This window comes from Pseudomonas sp. ACN8, from assembly GCF_002303925.1.
Taxonomy (GTDB): Bacteria; Pseudomonadota; Gammaproteobacteria; order Pseudomonadales; family Pseudomonadaceae; genus Aquipseudomonas.
The window spans coordinates 1-15,833 of the sequence record NZ_MRCS01000048.1 but is presented as its reverse complement, the minus strand read 5'-3'; the positions used below and the strand labels follow the sequence as shown (position 1 = coordinate 15,833).

The following is a 15,833-nucleotide window of genomic DNA, read 5'->3' as shown; positions in this document are numbered from 1 at the left end:
AGACCGCCTCTACTCTTGTAATCCATCTGCGCAGGATTGCTCCATCACCGACACCTGCCGGCCCTGCGGCTGCAAGCGGGCGAACTTACCAGATCAACTCGGGCCGCGCTACTCCCGGATGTCGAGCTCGCGGCACAGGGTGCTTGCAAATGATGACAAACCGTTGTCTGGTGGCTCTGGAACCGTGCTCAATTATTGATTTTAGTCAAACCTTGCGCGCGCGCTTGAGTCGTTTGTGATCGGTGTTACAAGGCCTCTGACCGCTTTAGGTTCTCGCTCGTTCCTGCGCTTGGGTAGAATCGGTTTTTTTTCCGTTGAAGGAAGGCCAATGGCTCAGTCCTACAGTGCCCGCAGTCGCGCGATCGAACCTTTCCATGTCATGGCGCTGTTGGCGCGGGCCAATGAATTGCAGGCGGCCGGTCACGATGTGATTCACCTGGAAATCGGCGAGCCGGACTTCACCACCGCCGAACCGATCATCCAGGCCGGCCAGGCTGCGCTTGCAGCGGGGAAGACCCGGTACACTGCCGCGCGCGGCATTCCGCAGCTGCGTGAGGCCATTTCGGGCTTTTATCAGCAGCGTTATGGCTTGAACATCGACCCGCGGCGCATCCTCATCACGCCTGGCGGGTCCGGCGCATTGCTGCTGGCCAGCGCTTTGCTGGTCGACCCCGGTAAACACTGGCTGCTGGCGGACCCGGGCTACCCGTGTAACCGGCACTTCCTGCGACTGGTCGAAGGCGCGGCACAACTGGTGCCGGTCGGCCCGGATGTGCGTTATCAATTGACGCCGGGCCTGATCGAGCGTCATTGGGACCACGACAGCGTCGGCGCATTGGTGGCGTCGCCAGCCAATCCGACCGGCACGATCCTGACCCGCGACGAGTTGGCGAAGCTGTCTGTCGCGATCAAGGAGCGCCACGGTCATCTGGTGGTCGACGAGATTTATCACGGCCTGACCTACGGCACCGATGCGGCCAGCGTGCTGGAAGTCGACGACAGTGCATTCGTTCTGAACAGTTTCTCGAAGTACTTCGGAATGACCGGTTGGCGGCTCGGATGGCTGGTGGCCCCCGACGCGGCCGTCGGTGAGCTGGAAAAACTCGCCCAAAATCTCTATATCAGTGCTCCAAGCATGGCACAGCACGCTGCGCTGGCCTGTTTCGAGCCGGCAACCATCAGCATTCTCGAAGAGCGTCGCGCCGAATTTGGCCGGCGTCGGGATTACCTGCTGCCGGCCTTGCGTGAATTGGGCTTCGGCATTGCCGTGGAGCCCGAAGGGGCTTTCTATTTGTACGCCGATATCAGCAAGTTCGGCGGCGATGCCTTCGCGTTCTGTAAGCATTTTCTCGAGACCGAACATGTGGCATTCACCCCGGGGCTGGACTTCGGGCGTTATCAGGCCGGACATCATGTGCGGTTCGCCTACACGCAAAATCTCGAGCGTTTGCAGGAGGCGGTCGAGCGCATTGCCCGTGGGTTGCGGAGCTGGCAAGGCTGATGCGTTTTCATCCTCCCCTCGAAGAAGGGCGCCTGATCCGACGTTACAAGCGTTTTCTCGCCGATATCGAAACCGTTGGCGGCGAATTGCTGACCATTCACTGTCCGAACACAGGCTCGATGCTCAATTGTCAGGTCGAAGGCGGGCAGGTCTGGTTCAGTCGCTCCAACGATCCGAAACGCAAGTTGCCCGGTACCTGGGAGGTCGGTGAAACCCCGCAAGGGCGGCTGTTTTGCGTGAACACCGCCCGTGCCAATGGTTTGATCGAAGAGGCGCTGCGAGCGGGCGTCATCACCGAGCTGAACGGGTTTACCGGGCTCAAACGCGAAGTGGCTTATGGTCAGGAAAACAGTCGTATCGATTTTCGCCTCGATTACCCCGAAGGGCCGGCCTACGTCGAAGTCAAAAGCGTGACCCTGGGCTTCGATGGTACGGCGGTGGCGGCGTTTCCCGATGCGGTCACCCTGCGTGGCGCCAAGCATCTGCGGGAGCTGGCGCACCTGGCCAGGGACGGTATTCGCGCGGTGCAGTTGTACTGTGTTTGCCTCACCGACATCGAGGCTGTGCGCCCGGCACAGGAAATCGATGCGGTTTATGCGCAGGCCCTGAGTGAGGCGATTGCCTGTGGGGTCGAGGTGTTGGCCTACGGTGTGCGGTTGAGCCATGAAGAAATGCTGGTCGAGCGGCGGCTGGACGTGTTGCCGGGTGGCTAACGGCTGATCCAGATTCCTTGTTCATCCTCGCGGCAGGCCACGCTGGTCAAGGTTTGCCCCGCGCAAGGGCCGGCGACGCATTCACCGTCTTCGATCAGGAACAGTGCGCCATGGGTGGCGCACTGGATCAGGCTGTTGCTGGGGTCGAGAAACTGGTCGGGATGCCACTCCAGGGCAACGCCCCGGTGCGGGCAGCGATTGATGTAGACGTAAACCTGGCCATTGCGGCGCACTGCAAAAAACTTTTGACCATCGATGTCGAACCCGCGGCTGCTGTCATTGACCAGCTCGGCACCTGCGCAAAGCAACTTCATGTCTGTCCTCGGTCCCGCGGCTCGTGACCGGATATGTCCGAGCTTGAGTGTTGAATGCTATCAAATGGCGGACTTGCCCGTGGAATCCTTGGAAGGACGCTACGCCTGACCCTGTCAGTACTTTTCCACAGGCAAAAAAAGACCCGGCAAGAGCCGGGTCAAATAACCGTGATTAGCCTGATGAGGAGATAATCCGAGAGTCCGAACCAAGGGCTTTTCAGAATATCGACCAGTCTCGCGACCAGTTGTGATAATCATATCGATTCTCATTACCAAGTCAACCGCTGTTTTTCGATTTCTTTGCGATTCGCCGCAATTGTGCCTGCCGGCCTCGTAATCATTGGGTTTCAGGTTGCAAAGCTTCAGAAATATTTGTCGGATCAATTCTTGTGGCGTGTAGAAATGGCTTCCAGTTGTTTGTTCAGGGCTTCCTTGCGCTCGGCTGGAATATCATTCCAGTGAACGTCCATCAGGGCGCCTTCAATTGCGTACAACAACACCTTGGACGCCCGAAAACCGCGCGTGCGCACGGCCCGATAGGCATCCACCGCCCCGAGGCGACGCAAGTCCGAAGCGCTATGGATGCCCACGGCATGCAGCCATTGCGCTGACGTCTTGCCAAGATTCTTCAGGTGTTGCAGTTCATCATTCATCAAGCCTCCTTGCGATGGCCGAATGGAGAGCGTGGGCAATCTTCTGAGGAGTGTAGCCATCAGTAGGAAAAGCGTGATTGTTTGCTCGTTTACGACGCAAAAGCTTCTAAGAAACGAGTATTGGCAGTGCGCTCATAAGACTGTGAGTGCAGGAGAAAGAGGCGGGGCAGAGTCTGGGAATCAAGGGCGAACATCCCCGCAGCCCAGCGCAACGAGAGACGCTGGAGGTTTCAGTCAGCGACGATGATCAGCGGGTGCGATAGCGCAATCGCGTGCCGAAGTTCATCGACATCAGGATTTCGTCGGCACTGAGTTCCACCGGAAAGTAAGTACCGGAGATTTGCGCGTGAGCCAGGCTCGCACCTTCCAGGTTAGCTTTGCGAAAATCGATGCCACGCAAGTCGGCGGAGCGGAAGTAGGCGTCGCTGAAATCCACGCCGTCGGCATTCAACTCGCGCAGGTCCAGCCCCCGGAAATCTCCACCCACCATGTCGATGGGGCCATCCTTGGGGCGTTCACTGTTGAAGCCTTTGATGTCGTCTTTGTGCAGCAGGGCATACAGCGGTGTGTCGAGAAGTTTCGGCTGGCTCATGTCGCATCACCTGTTGGTTTTATGACGCCAGTATAGTGCCACTATTTGACGGCCGTGAAGCCAGCGGAGGCTTCACGGCTGAAAAACTTCCTTACAGGCCCGGAAGGCGCTGACGAATTTGCGCGACAACGGTATCGAGCGTCCCGCTTTCATTGGTCTGGACGCGCTTGCTGCAGAGGATTTCCGCGGGCGTCAGCGCTTCCCGGCTGGCTTGCTGGGCTGCGATGACGGCCAGGGTGGCGTCGGACGGGTCTTTTTTGTCCGCCTGGCGCATGGCCAGCCAGCTTTCGATCACGGCCTGTGGCGCATTGCAGTCGAGGATCAGGAAGGGTGCGCCGGTGGCTTCGGCAACCTTCGCTGCACTGTCACGCTGATCTTGCTTGAGGTAAGTGGCGTCGACCACCACCGGGAAGCCTGCGCGCAGAATGACGTCGGAGATTTCGTGCAGGCGGGCATAGGTCGCTGCACTGGCGTCGGCGCTATAGATGCCGGCCTGTACGTCGTTCTCGACGGTTTGCTCGCCGAACAGGCGCTTGCGCTCGACATCGGAACGCAGGCGAATCGCGCCCAGGGCTTCGACCAGGCGCATGGCAACATGGCTCTTGCCGACAGCGGAAACACCGTGGGTAATGGCCATGAAGCGTGAAGGAATGGTGCTGTAGCTTTCCGCCAGGTTGGCGTAATTGCGGTACTGGCGCAGGGTCGTGGCGCGCTGCACCGCAGTAGCGTCGGCCGGCATGCTGAACAGGGCAACCTTGGCGCGAACCAGTGCGCGGTAGGCTTTATAGAAGTTCAGCAGTTCGAGGCCGCGATAGTCGCCGGTCAGTTCCAGGTACTGGCTGATGAAGCGACGCGCCAGGCACTTCAGGCCGCGATCTTCCAGGTCCATCGCCAGGAAGCCGGTGTCGGCGTAAACGTCGGTAAAGCGAAACGGTTCGTTGAATTCGATGCAGTCGAAGATCACGACCTTGCCGTTGATCACGGTGGCGTTGCCCAAGTGGATGTCACCGTGGCATTCACGAATGAAACCTTCGGCCTTGCGCTGGGCGAGCAGCGGCTTGAGACGTTCGAAACTGCTTTCGGCCCAGGCTTGCAGGGCGTCGAGTTGCAACAGGTCGGCCTTGTCGCTGAGGAACGGACGGATCTGTTCGAAGTTCTGCCGCACTGGCGCCATGACGCTGTCCGGGGTGCCGGCTTCGTGCCCGGCCGGCACTTTCGGTGCGTTGAGGTGGAAGCGGGCGATTTGCTCGGCCATCTCGTCGATGTGCGCGGTGGTCAGTTCGCCATTGGCTTGCAGGGTGCTGAGCAAGCCGGTTTGCGAGAACTGGCGCATCTTCAGTACATATTCGATGGCCGGGCCTTCGCCGCCCAGTTGCGGAGCCTCGGCGCTGCCGGTGACGGGCAGCACTTCAAGGTACAAATCGTCGGTCAGGCGCTGGTTCAGGCGCAGCTCTTCAGCGCAAAAGTGTTCGCGAGCCTCAAGGCTGGTGAAGTCGAGAAAACCGAAATTGACCGGCTTCTTCACTTTATAGGCATAGGGGCCGGTGAGCAGTACCCAGGAAATATGGGTCTCGATGACCTGGAATCCCTCTACAGGATGCGGGTAGAGGGCAGGGTTTTGCAGGGCAGCGATCAGGGACTGGCTCACAGGCGATCCTTCAGAGTCTGGAAAATTCAAGGCCGTCATTATGGCCGCAAGTCCGCTTGACGCAAACCTCGGAGCGCTCCTGTTGAGGATGAATAAAGTGCGTATAATCCGCCGCCATGACTCGTACTCGAACTCCCCGCACCCCGAAAAAACCACCCTCCAGGGGCCTGCGCCCGTGGCTGGGCTGGGCCATTAAACTCAGTCTGGTCGCCCTTGTGGTGCTGGCCGGATTCGCCGTTTACCTTGATGCAATCGTCCAGGAGAAGTTCTCCGGCAAACGCTGGACCATTCCGGCCAAGGTTTACGCGCGCCCGCTCGAACTGTTCGTCGGACAGAAACTGAGCAGGGATGATTTCCTGACCGAGCTCGATGCCCTGGGCTATCGCCGTGAAAGCGTGGCCAATGGTCCGGGGGCGGCGTCGGTCAACGGCAATACCGTTGATCTGAACACCCGTGGCTTCCAGTTCTATGAAGGCATGGAGCAAGCGCAACCGGTGCGGGTGCGTTTCTCCGGCGATTACGTAGCCGAGTTGGCGGGGGCAAAAGGCTCGAAACTGTCGGTGGTGCGCCTGGAGCCACTGCTGATCGGCGGCCTGTACCCGAAAAACCTCGAAGACCGGATTCTGATCAAGATCGATCAGGTGCCACCGTACCTGCTTGAAACGCTGGTGGCGGTCGAGGACCGTGATTTCTATCATCACTTTGGTGTGTCGCCGAAGTCGATCGCCCGTGCAATCTGGGTCAACGGTTCGTCCGGGCGCATGCGTCAGGGCGGCAGTACCCTGACTCAGCAGTTGGTCAAAAACTTCTACCTGACCAACGAGCGCAGCCTGAGCCGCAAACTCACCGAAGCGATGATGGCGCTGCTGCTTGAACTGCATTACGACAAGTCCGAAATTCTTGAGGCTTACCTCAACGAAGTGTTTATCGGGCAGGATGGTCAGCGCGCGGTGCACGGTTTCGGTCTGGCCAGCCAGTTCTTTTTCAGTCAGCCGCTGGCCGAGCTCAAGCTGCATCAAGTCGCGCTGCTGGTGGGCATGGTCAAGGGGCCTTCTTCCTATAACCCTCGTCGTTATCCAGAGCGTGCCCTCGAGCGGCGCAACCTGGTACTCGATGTGCTGCAAGAGCAGGGCGTTGCGACTGCCGAGCAGGTTGAGGCGGCGAAGAAAATGCCGCTGGGCGTGACCAAGCGCGGCAGTCTGGCGGACAGCTCGTTCCCCGGCTTCCTCGATCTGGTCAAGCGTCAGTTGCGCGAAGACTATCGCGACGAAGACTTGACCGAGGAAGGTCTGCGGATCTTCACCAGCTTCGACCCGATCCTGCAGATGAAGGCTGAAGCCTCGGTCAACGACACCTTCAAGCGTCTGGCGGGGCGCAAGGGTTCCGATGACGTCGAGGCGGCAATGGTCGTGACCAACCCGGAGACCGGGGAAGTGCAGGCCATGATCGGCAGTCGCCAGGCCAGCTTTGCCGGGTTCAACCGGGCGCTGGATGCGGTACGGCCGATCGGCTCGCTGATCAAGCCGGCGGTTTATCTGACCGCACTGGAGAAACCGAGCCAGTACACGTTGACCAGCTGGCTGTCGGACGAATCCTTCTCGGTCAAAGGCGCGGACGGTCAGGTCTGGAAACCGCAGAACTATGATCGTCGGTCTCACGGTACGGTGTTCCTCTATCAAGGTCTGGCGCATTCCTACAACCTGTCGACCGCGCGTCTCGGTTTGGCGGTCGGTGTGCCGAACGTCCTGAAGACGGTGGAGCGCCTGGGTGTGACCCGTGAATTCCCTGCCTTCCCGTCGATGTTGCTTGGCGCTGGCGGCATGACGCCGATCGAAGTGGCGACCATGTACCAGACCCTCGCCAACGGCGGTTTCAATACGCCGATGCGCGGGATTCGTAGCGTGCTGACTGCCGAGGGCGAACCGCTCAAGCGTTATCCGTTCCAGATTCAGCAGCGTTTCGATCCGGCCTCCATTTACCTGATCCAGAGCGCCATGCAGCGGGTGATGCGTGAAGGTACGGGCAGCTCGGTCTATAACGTGCTGCCAAGGACCCTGACCCTGGCGGGCAAGACCGGTACCAGTAACGACTCGCGGGACAGCTGGTTTGCCGGTTTTAGCCAGGATTTGCTGGCGGTGGTCTGGCTGGGTCGCGACGACAATGGCAAGACGCCATTCACCGGCGCCACCGGGGCCTTGCAGGTCTGGACCAGCTTCATGCGCAAGGCCGACCCGTTGCCGCTGGACATGCCGCAGCCGGATAATATCGTTCAGGCCTGGGTGGACTCGCGAACCGGACAAGGTTCTGACGCCGGTTGCCCGGGTGCCGTGCAGATGCCGTATATTCGCGGCAGCGAACCGCCTCCCGGCGCCGCTTGCGGTGGTGAAAACCCTGCTGAGTCGGTGATGGACTGGGTCAAGGGCTGGATGAATTAAGCAAAGAGGGTTTCAAGTGAACAAGTGGTTGATTCCAGCGGTTGCCGCCGTAGCTTTGCTCAGCGGCTGTTCCAGCGTACAACGTGGCTCGATTCCGGTCGTGGATTCCGGCACCGCCGTATCCAACAGTGAGCGGATCTCGGCCAATGGCGGTTTCCGCCAGACGACCGTCAAGCGTCCTGCGCAAGGTCAGTCGCAGACCCAGGCGATTCCGCAGGGCGACACCGGCGTTGTGGTGATGGTGCCAGGCGCGGCAACGACGTCGACGCCGATCAGCACCACGCCGATCACCCCGGGTCCGATCACCCCGGGGCCGATTGACACGTCGCCGGTCCAATCGGCGCCGATCAATCAGGGCAGCTACAGCATGCCGTCGTCGCCAAGCGGGATTCCATCGGCCAGTTCGGGCGGACTTTCCGCCGACGAGCAACTGGACAGCCCGGTATTGGCTTTGCTGACCACCGCTCAACAGCAACAGGCGAGCGGTGATCTCAACGGTGCCTCCTCCAGCCTCGAACGCGCACAACGCGTTGCCCCGCGTGAGCCGCAGGTGCTTTACCGTCTGGCGCAGGTGCGCATGGCTCAAGGTGATGCCGCCCAGGCCGAACAGTTCGCTCGCCGTGGGCTGACCTTCGCCAGCGGCCGTCCAGCCCTTCAGGCCAACTTGTGGGAGCTGATTGCCCAGGCGCGCGAAAAGCAGGGTGACTCCCAGGGTGCTGCATTGGCTCGCCAGAAGGCCAAGGTAACGCTGTGATGGATGCGCGCTTTCTGAAAATCGCCGATCAACTGTTGTTGATCGAGCGCGAGTTGCGGATGCAAGGGTGGTGGGATGAAGTTTCGCCCTCTGCCGAAGCGCTTTCCAGTGTCGAGCCGTTTTCGGTCGATACACTGGATTTCGAGCAATGGCTGCAATGGATCTTCCTGCCACGCATGAAGATGATCCTCGAGCAGGATTTGCCGCTACCCAACGCTTCGGGCATTCAGGAAATGGCTGAAATGGTTTTTGCCGGGCGCAATGTCCAGGGCAAGGATCGGCAGTTGCAGGTATTGCTCAAGCAGTTTGATCAGTTGATCACAGCGTCCCGCTGAGCCAGAAGCTGCCAGCATCCGCTGGCAGTTGTTCACAATATCTCTCTATTTTGTCAGCCGCTGCAGGGGAAGTGCATTCGAGTGCCAATTTTTTGCCAAAAGTTGCGCAATCGAAGCTAACACAGGGCTGATTTACGGGTTTTTTCTTGCGTTCTCATGTGCTTAGTAGAATAAAGCACATAGACGACTTGACTTGCGAAGGACGAAACAGAAGAATCCAAAGTCCGCTGTACAGGGACTGCCAGAAGCAGACCCTCTCAGCAGATCATGAGGCGCATATCCGCGTCGACCTGTTACACCCGCAACGCGTTACCTCGCGCTGGGTGGGAAAGCCCCGCAACACTTGGGACGATCCCAATACTTGCTCAGTCAGTGCTGACGTAGTCGGCGACCACCGTCGCTCATGCTCTGCCGAGAAGTAAACCTATTAAGACCCGTCCCATTTTTCGTGGGCGGTATTCTGGCGTTTTAGAGGTGAGCAACGTGGAGCTTTTATCTGGCGGTGAGATGCTCGTCCGCTTCTTGCGTGACGAAGGCGTCAAATATATCTACGGGTACCCGGGTGGTGCTCTTCTTCATGTCTACGATGCCCTGTTCAAAGAACCGGAAGTGACCCACATCCTGGTTCGTCACGAACAAGCGGCTACCCATATGGCTGACGGCTACGCCCGTGCCACCGGTAAAGCCGGTGTGGTACTGGTGACTTCCGGTCCTGGCGCAACAAACGCCATTACCGGTATCGCGACCGCCTACATGGACTCCATTCCAATGGTGATCATCTCCGGTCAGGTGCCTAGCACCATGGTCGGCACGGATGCGTTCCAGGAAACCGACATGATCGGTATCTCCCGGCCGATCGTGAAGCACAGCTTCATGATCAAGCATGCGTCGGAAATCCCGGAAGTCATGAAAAAGGCGTTCTACCTGGCGCAATCCGGTCGTCCTGGTCCGGTCGTCGTCGATATTCCGAAAGACATGACCAATCCGGCCGAGAAGTTCGAATACGTCTTCCCGAAAAAAGCCAAGTTGCGCTCCTACAGCCCGGCTGTTCGCGGTCACTCCGGTCAAATCCGCAAGGCGGCAGAAATGCTCCTGGCGGCCAAGCGCCCAGTGTTGTACTCGGGCGGCGGTGTGATTCTCGGCGGTGGTTCCGCACCACTGACCGAACTGGCGAAGATGCTCAACCTGCCAGTGACCAATACCCTGATGGGCCTCGGTGGCTTCCCTGGCACCGACCGTCAGTTCATCGGCATGCTCGGCATGCACGGCAGCTACACCGCCAACCTGGCGATGCATCATGCTGATGTGATCCTCGCCGTCGGCGCGCGCTTCGATGACCGCGTGATCAACGGCCCGGCCAAGTTCTGCCCGAACGCCAAGATCATTCACATCGACATCGACCCGGCTTCGATCTCCAAGACCATCAAGGCCGACGTGCCTATCGTCGGTCCGGTCGAGAGTGTCCTGACCGAAATGGTCGCGATCCTCAAGGAAATCGGCGAGACCCCGAACAAGGAGTCCGTTGCCAGTTGGTGGAAGCAGGTTGACGAGTGGCGCGGTGATCGCGGTCTGTTCCCTTACGACAAGGGCGACGGCAGCGTCATCAAGCCGCAGACCGTGATCGAAACCCTGTGCGAAGTGACCAAGGGCGACGCCTTTGTGACCTCCGACGTGGGTCAGCACCAGATGTTCGCGGCGCAGTACTACAAGTTCAACAAGCCGAACCGTTGGATCAACTCCGGTGGCCTGGGCACCATGGGCTTCGGTTTTCCGGCGGCCATGGGCATTCAGTTGAGCTATCCGGATGCGGACGTCGCCTGTGTAACGGGCGAAGGCAGTATCCAGATGAACATCCAGGAACTGTCCACCTGCCTGCAATACGGTTTGCCGGTAAAAATCGTCATTCTGAACAACGGCGTTCTGGGTATGGTTCGTCAGTGGCAGGACATGAGCTATGGCAGCCGTCACTCGCACTCCTACATGGAGTCGTTGCCTGACTTCGTCAAGCTGGCAGAGGCCTATGGCCACGTTGGCGTGCGCATCACTGAATCGAAAGATTTGAAGTCGAAGATGGAAGAAGCGTTCGCCATGAAAGATCGCCTGGTGGTGATCGATATTTCGGTCGATACCAGCGAGCACGTCTACCCGATGCAGATCAAAGACGGCTCCATGCGCGATATGTGGCTGAGCAAGACGGAGCGTACCTAATCATGCGGCACATTATTTCCTTGCTTCTGGAAAACGAACCCGGCGCTCTGTCTCGTGTGGTTGGCCTGTTCTCGCAGCGCAACTACAACATCGAAAGCCTGACCGTGGCCCCGACCGAAGACCCGACCCTGTCGCGTCTGACGCTGACCACGGTTGGTCACGATGAAGTCATCGAGCAGATCACCAAGAACCTGAACAAGCTGATCGAAGTGGTAAAACTGGTCGACCTGTCGGAGAGTGCTCACATCGAGCGCGAACTGATGCTGGTCAAGGTCAAGGCCACCGGCGCCCAGCGTGCCGAGATCAAGCGCACTACCGATATTTACCGTGGACAGATCGTCGATGTCAGCGCCAGCGTGTATACCGTTCAGCTGACCGGTACCAGCGACAAGCTCGACAGCTTCATTCAGTCCATCGGCACCGCCTCGATTCTGGAAACCGTCCGTAGCGGCGTGACCGGCATTGCCCGCGGCGACAAAGTACTCAGCATCTAAACCAAATTAGCGAACGGCCTGAACGGCCTGATATAGGGGAAATTCATGAAAGTTTTCTACGATAAAGACTGCGACCTGTCGATCATCCAGGGCAAGAAAGTTGCCATCATCGGTTACGGTTCCCAGGGCCACGCTCAAGCGTGCAACCTGAAAGACTCCGGCGTTGACGTGACTGTCGGCCTGCGTAAAGGTTCGGCTACCGTTGCCAAGGCTGAAGCCCATGGCCTGAAAGTGACCGACGTTGCTTCTGCCGTTGCAGCTGCCGACCTGGTCATGATCCTGACCCCGGACGAGTTCCAGTCCTCCCTGTACAAGAACGAAATCGAGCCGAACATCAAGAAGGGCGCCACCCTGGCCTTCTCCCACGGTTTCGCGATTCACTACAACCAGGTTGTACCGCGCGCTGACCTCGACGTGATCATGATCGCGCCGAAGGCTCCAGGCCACACCGTACGTTCCGAGTTCGTGAAGGGCGGCGGTATCCCTGACCTGATCGCTATCTACCAGGACGCCTCGGGCAACGCCAAGAACGTCGCTCTGTCCTACGCTGCCGGTGTTGGTGGCGGTCGTACCGGCATCATCGAAACCACCTTCAAGGACGAGACCGAAACCGACCTGTTCGGCGAACAAGCCGTTCTGTGCGGCGGTACCGTTGAACTGGTCAAGGCCGGTTTCGAAACCCTGGTTGAAGCTGGCTACGCGCCGGAAATGGCCTACTTCGAGTGCCTGCACGAACTGAAGCTGATCGTTGACCTCATGTACGAAGGCGGTATCGCCAACATGAACTACTCGATCTCCAACAACGCCGAATACGGCGAGTACGTGACCGGCCCTGAAGTCATCAACGCCGAATCCCGTCAGGCAATGCGCAACGCCCTGAAACGTATTCAGGACGGCGAATACGCCAAGATGTTCATCAGCGAAGGCGCTACCGGCTATCCTTCGATGACCGCCAAGCGTCGTAACAACGCCGCTCACGGTATCGAAATCATCGGCGAGCAACTGCGCTCCATGATGCCGTGGATCGGTGCCAACAAGATCGTCGACAAAGCCAAAAACTAAGTCACGCGCTTGTACGAAAAACGCGGCTTAGGCCGCGTTTTTTCGTTTGGGAGACCGGTTCTGGTATAAAGCTGCATCGTTTGCGGCCGAACCCTCGTCCCAGACACCTGTCCAAACTTTCCACCCGTTGCAAGGTAATGTCCATGAGCGAACGCCCCGAAGAGCCAAACCAGCCTTCTGACGCCGAAAGCCTGCTGCCCATCGATGAGCATGTCGAAGAAGGGCATGACGCCGAAGGTCGTAAAGTCCGGCATCGCGGTATCTATCTTCTGCCGAATCTGTTCACCACTGCGAACCTGTTCGCGGGGTTCTATTCCATCATCAACTCGATGAGCGCCCAGGCGGCCCTGAGTGCTGGTGACTCGGTCAATGCGAGCAAGTATTTCGCGTTCGCGGCGATCGCGATCTTCGTCGCCATGGTGCTCGATGGTCTTGATGGGCGCGTAGCCCGCATGACCAATACCCAGAGTGCATTCGGTGCCGAGTACGACTCGCTGTCGGACATGGTTGCCTTTGGTGTGGCCCCGGCATTGCTGGCCTTCGGCTGGGCCTTGGGTGACATGGGCAAGGTTGGCTGGATGGTCGCCTTCATCTATGTAGCGGGCGCGGCATTGCGCCTTGCGCGCTTCAACACCCAGGTCGGCACCGCGGACAAGCGCTACTTCATCGGTCTGGCCAGTCCCGCCGCTGCGGGTGTGGTTGCAGGTATCGTCTGGGCGTTCAGCGACTACGGCATCCAGGGTTCCAAGATGTCTTTCCTGGTTGCGCTGATGGTGGCGGCGGCCGGCATGCTGATGGTCAGCAACATCAAGTACAACAGCTTCAAGGAGCTGGACCTGAAGGGGCGAGTGCCTTTCGTGGCGATTCTCGCGGTAGTGTTGGTGTTTGCGGTTGTTTTCAGTGATCCGCCACGCATTCTGCTGCTGGTCTTCCTCGCCTATGCCGCGTCCGGCCCGGTTCAATACCTGTTACATCTTCGTCGGCGTAAAAGCGTCGAGTGATGTAATTTCCCTCATACTCCGCAGTCTGTTGGTGCATCTGTTCTCCAATGCTGCGGAGTAGCCATGCTGATCAAAGTCCCTAAAGCATCCGACTGCCATGAGTCGGATGTCACGCCAGAATCCATCTACCTTTCTCGACGCAATGTATTGGGTGTTGCTGTTGCCGGTTTGGCCGTGAGCGGCCTTCCTCGGTGGGCGGCTGCCGACGATGTGGCGCGTTATGCGGGCGTCGAGCCTGGCAAGGCGCCTTCCTGGTTCAGCGAAAAGCTTTCCTCGGTCAAGTGGGGGGCGGTTGTCGTCAAGGATGAGGCGATCACCCCGTTCAAGGATGCGACCCACTACAACAACTTTTACGAGTTCGGCACCGAAAAAGGTGATCCGGCCGCCAATGCCGGCACGCTGAAGACGGAACCGTGGTCGGTGGTGGTGGACGGGGAGGTGGGCAAGCCCGGTCGGTATGCGCTGGAAGACTTCATGAAACCGTATCAGCTGGAGGAGCGAATCTACCGACTGCGCTGCGTGGAAGCCTGGTCGATGGTCATTCCCTGGATCGGTTTTCCTCTCTCGGCCTTGCTCAAGGAAGTCGAGCCAACCTCGAAAGCCAGATTCATCCGCTTCGAAACCCTGCAGGATCCCAAGAGCATGCCGGGTCAACGCTCCGGTTTTGCCTTGATCGACTGGCCATATATAGAGGGGCTGCGTCTGGATGAGGCGATGAACCCGTTGGCGATTCTTGCGGTGGGCATGTACGGGCGTGAGTTGCCTAATCAAAACGGCGCGCCGTTGCGTTTGGTGGTGCCCTGGAAATATGGCTTCAAGAGCATCAAGTCCATCGTGCGCATCAGTCTGGTCAGCGAGCAGCCGAAAACCACCTGGCAGAGCATCGCTGCGGATGAATATGGTTTTTATGCGAACGTGAATCCCGCCGTTGATCATCCTCGCTGGACTCAGGCGCGTGAACGCCGCCTGCCCAGTGGTCTGTTCAAGCCGAATGTGCGTGACACGCAGATGTTCAATGGCTATTCAGAGGAAGTCGCCTCTCTATATACGGGGCTCGACTTGAGGAAGAACTACTGATGCGCTATCCGTTTTGGCGTATCGGTCTCTTTGTCGTGGTGCTGGTGTGGCCGCTGCTGTGGTTGTACCAGGCCTGGGAGGATGTCCTTGGGCCGGATCCGGGCAAGGTGCTGGTTGATCGGCTGGGTTTGGGGGCGCTTGTTCTGCTGCTTGTAACCTTGAGCATGACCCCTTTGCAGAAACTCACCGGTTGGGCGGGGTGGAATGCCGTGCGGCGACAGTTGGGGTTGTGGTGCTTTACCTATGTGCTGCTCCATCTCGGTAGTTATTGCGCATTCATACTTGGCTTTGACTGGTCGCAGTTGGGTGTCGAGTTGCGCAAGCGGCCTTACATTATTGTCGGGGTGTTGGGTTTTCTTGGTTTGCTGGCATTGGCGGTGACTTCCAATCGATACAGTCAGCGACGATTGAGGGCCGGCTGGAAGAAGTTGCATCGCCTGGCGTATGTCATTCTCGGGCTTGGATTGCTGCATATGCTCTGGATTGTGCGCGCCGACCTGAAGGAGTGGGTGATCTATGCCTCTATAGGTGCGTTGCTGTTAGTGCTGCGGCTACCGCCTTTGGCTCGTCGAATCCCGCGTCTGATGGCTAAAAAGGGCTCTTCTGCCAAAAAGGCGTAAATAGTGGTTGACGGCAGATTCCAGGTGTCTATAATTCGCCCCACTTCCGGCGCAGTCGAAACGGAAAACTCCTTGGTAAACAACGAGTTACGCAGTTTTCGGCAGCAGGTTGCTTCAGTTCATCGAAGCCGAAAGGGAGTTGAAAAAGAGGTGTTGACAGCAGCGTGTAACGCTGTAGAATTCGCCTCCCGCTGACGAGAGATCTGAAGCGCAAGTGGTTGAAGTTGTTAAGGATTTCCAAGCGAAACTTTGAAAACTTCTGAAAATAATCACTTGACAGCAAATGAGGCTGCTGTAGAATGCGCGCCTCGGTTGAGACGAAAGATCTTAACCAACCGCTCTTTAACAACTGAATCAAGCAATTCGTGTGGGTGCTTGTGGAGTCAGACTGCTAGTCAACAGATTATCAGCATCACAAGTTACTCC

At 58.4% G+C, this 15,833-nt stretch carries 15 protein-coding genes; 11 read left to right on the top strand and 4 right to left on the bottom strand.

Annotated elements, in window-relative coordinates; translation table 11 throughout:
* Positions 1-328: 328 nt before the first annotated feature.
* Both BSF44_RS23345 and sfsA read left to right on the top strand, forming a co-directional pair.
* Positions 329-1,501: a pyridoxal phosphate-dependent aminotransferase gene (locus tag BSF44_RS23345; protein WP_095945504.1), complete on the top strand. Its 1,173-nt coding sequence runs from the start codon at positions 329-331 to the stop codon at positions 1,499-1,501.
* On the top strand, positions 1,501-2,214 hold the full coding sequence (sfsA, locus tag BSF44_RS23340) for a DNA/RNA nuclease SfsA (protein ID WP_095945503.1): 714 nt from the start codon (positions 1,501-1,503) through the stop codon (positions 2,212-2,214). The genes BSF44_RS23345 and sfsA overlap by 1 nt, the downstream gene beginning before the upstream one ends.
* Here the strand turns inward: sfsA and BSF44_RS23335 are convergent.
* The 4 genes from BSF44_RS23335 to BSF44_RS23320 form a co-directional block, all read right to left on the bottom strand.
* Positions 2,211-2,528, bottom strand: a complete 318-nt coding sequence (locus BSF44_RS23335; protein WP_095945502.1) for a Rieske (2Fe-2S) protein — start codon at positions 2,526-2,528, stop codon at positions 2,211-2,213. The two genes, sfsA and BSF44_RS23335, sit on opposite strands and share 4 nt — an antisense overlap.
* Positions 2,529-2,908: 380 nt before the next feature.
* Positions 2,909-3,181: a TfoX/Sxy family protein gene (locus tag BSF44_RS23330; RefSeq protein WP_008053897.1), complete on the bottom strand. Its 273-nt coding sequence runs from the start codon at positions 3,179-3,181 to the stop codon at positions 2,909-2,911.
* A 247-nt stretch (positions 3,182-3,428) separates the two neighbouring features.
* Positions 3,429-3,773 carry a pentapeptide repeat-containing protein gene (locus tag BSF44_RS23325; RefSeq protein ID WP_008053898.1) on the bottom strand — a complete coding sequence of 115 codons (345 nt, stop codon included), beginning with the start codon at positions 3,771-3,773 and terminating at the stop codon, positions 3,429-3,431.
* A gap of 91 nt (positions 3,774-3,864) precedes the next feature.
* Positions 3,865-5,421: a bifunctional aminoglycoside phosphotransferase/ATP-binding protein gene (locus BSF44_RS23320; protein ID WP_095945501.1), complete on the bottom strand. Its 1,557-nt coding sequence runs from the start codon at positions 5,419-5,421 to the stop codon at positions 3,865-3,867.
* Positions 5,422-5,537: 116 nt separating this feature from the next.
* Between BSF44_RS23320 and mrcB the strand changes: the two genes are divergently transcribed.
* From mrcB to msrQ, 9 genes are all read left to right on the top strand, one after another.
* The gene (mrcB, locus tag BSF44_RS23315; protein ID WP_095945500.1) at positions 5,538-7,856 is read left to right on the top strand and encodes a penicillin-binding protein 1B; all 2,319 of its coding nucleotides are present in this window, start codon (positions 5,538-5,540) and stop codon (positions 7,854-7,856) included.
* 16 nt (positions 7,857-7,872) lie between these two features.
* Positions 7,873-8,610, top strand: coding sequence for a tetratricopeptide repeat protein (locus BSF44_RS23310; protein ID WP_095945499.1), 738 nt, complete (start codon positions 7,873-7,875; stop codon positions 8,608-8,610).
* Entirely contained in the window at positions 8,610-8,945 is a 336-nt protein-coding gene (locus tag BSF44_RS23305; protein ID WP_095945498.1) for a YqcC family protein, read from the top strand. Before BSF44_RS23310 ends, BSF44_RS23305 begins: the two co-directional genes overlap by 1 nt.
* Positions 8,946-9,428: 483 nt before the next feature.
* Positions 9,429-11,153 (top strand): acetolactate synthase 3 large subunit, encoded by a 1,725-nt coding sequence (locus BSF44_RS23300; protein ID WP_095945529.1) that lies wholly within the window; start codon positions 9,429-9,431, stop codon positions 11,151-11,153.
* Positions 11,154-11,155: 2 nt separating this feature from the next.
* Complete coding sequence (ilvN, locus tag BSF44_RS23295) at positions 11,156-11,647, top strand: acetolactate synthase small subunit (protein WP_003176102.1); 492 nt, start codon at positions 11,156-11,158, stop codon at positions 11,645-11,647.
* A 45-nt stretch (positions 11,648-11,692) separates the two neighbouring features.
* Complete coding sequence (ilvC, locus tag BSF44_RS23290) at positions 11,693-12,709, top strand: ketol-acid reductoisomerase (protein WP_003228216.1); 1,017 nt, start codon at positions 11,693-11,695, stop codon at positions 12,707-12,709.
* A 143-nt stretch (positions 12,710-12,852) separates the two neighbouring features.
* Positions 12,853-13,710 (top strand): CDP-diacylglycerol--serine O-phosphatidyltransferase, encoded by an 858-nt coding sequence (gene pssA, locus BSF44_RS23285; protein ID WP_095945497.1) that lies wholly within the window; start codon positions 12,853-12,855, stop codon positions 13,708-13,710.
* A gap of 63 nt (positions 13,711-13,773) precedes the next feature.
* A complete protein-coding gene (gene msrP / locus BSF44_RS23280; protein WP_095945496.1) occupies positions 13,774-14,787 on the top strand; it encodes a protein-methionine-sulfoxide reductase catalytic subunit MsrP in 1,014 nt (337 codons plus the stop codon).
* Positions 14,787-15,407: a protein-methionine-sulfoxide reductase heme-binding subunit MsrQ gene (msrQ, locus tag BSF44_RS23275; RefSeq protein ID WP_095945495.1), complete on the top strand. Its 621-nt coding sequence runs from the start codon at positions 14,787-14,789 to the stop codon at positions 15,405-15,407. Before msrP ends, msrQ begins: the two co-directional genes overlap by 1 nt.
* Positions 15,408-15,833 lie beyond the last annotated feature (426 nt).

What these genes read in the sequence shown, in the direction of transcription:
- mrcB (WP_095945500.1), top strand. Translation starts at nt 5,538, where the DNA reads ATGACTCGTACTCGAACTCCCCGCACCCCGAAAAAACCACCCTCCAGG.
- msrQ (WP_095945495.1), top strand. Translation starts at nt 14,787, where the DNA reads ATGCGCTATCCGTTTTGGCGTATCGGTCTCTTTGTCGTGGTGCTGGTG.
- BSF44_RS23345 (WP_095945504.1), top strand. Translation starts at nt 329, where the DNA reads ATGGCTCAGTCCTACAGTGCCCGCAGTCGCGCGATCGAACCTTTCCAT.
- msrP (WP_095945496.1), top strand. Translation starts at nt 13,774, where the DNA reads ATGCTGATCAAAGTCCCTAAAGCATCCGACTGCCATGAGTCGGATGTC.
- BSF44_RS23330 (WP_008053897.1), bottom strand. Translation starts at nt 3,181, where the DNA reads ATGAATGATGAACTGCAACACCTGAAGAATCTTGGCAAGACGTCAGCG.
- pssA (WP_095945497.1), top strand. Translation starts at nt 12,853, where the DNA reads ATGAGCGAACGCCCCGAAGAGCCAAACCAGCCTTCTGACGCCGAAAGC.
- BSF44_RS23305 (WP_095945498.1), top strand. Translation starts at nt 8,610, where the DNA reads ATGGATGCGCGCTTTCTGAAAATCGCCGATCAACTGTTGTTGATCGAG.
- BSF44_RS23325 (WP_008053898.1), bottom strand. Translation starts at nt 3,773, where the DNA reads ATGAGCCAGCCGAAACTTCTCGACACACCGCTGTATGCCCTGCTGCAC.
- sfsA (WP_095945503.1), top strand. Translation starts at nt 1,501, where the DNA reads ATGCGTTTTCATCCTCCCCTCGAAGAAGGGCGCCTGATCCGACGTTAC.
- ilvN (WP_003176102.1), top strand. Translation starts at nt 11,156, where the DNA reads ATGCGGCACATTATTTCCTTGCTTCTGGAAAACGAACCCGGCGCTCTG.
- BSF44_RS23335 (WP_095945502.1), bottom strand. Translation starts at nt 2,528, where the DNA reads ATGAAGTTGCTTTGCGCAGGTGCCGAGCTGGTCAATGACAGCAGCCGC.
- ilvC (WP_003228216.1), top strand. Translation starts at nt 11,693, where the DNA reads ATGAAAGTTTTCTACGATAAAGACTGCGACCTGTCGATCATCCAGGGC.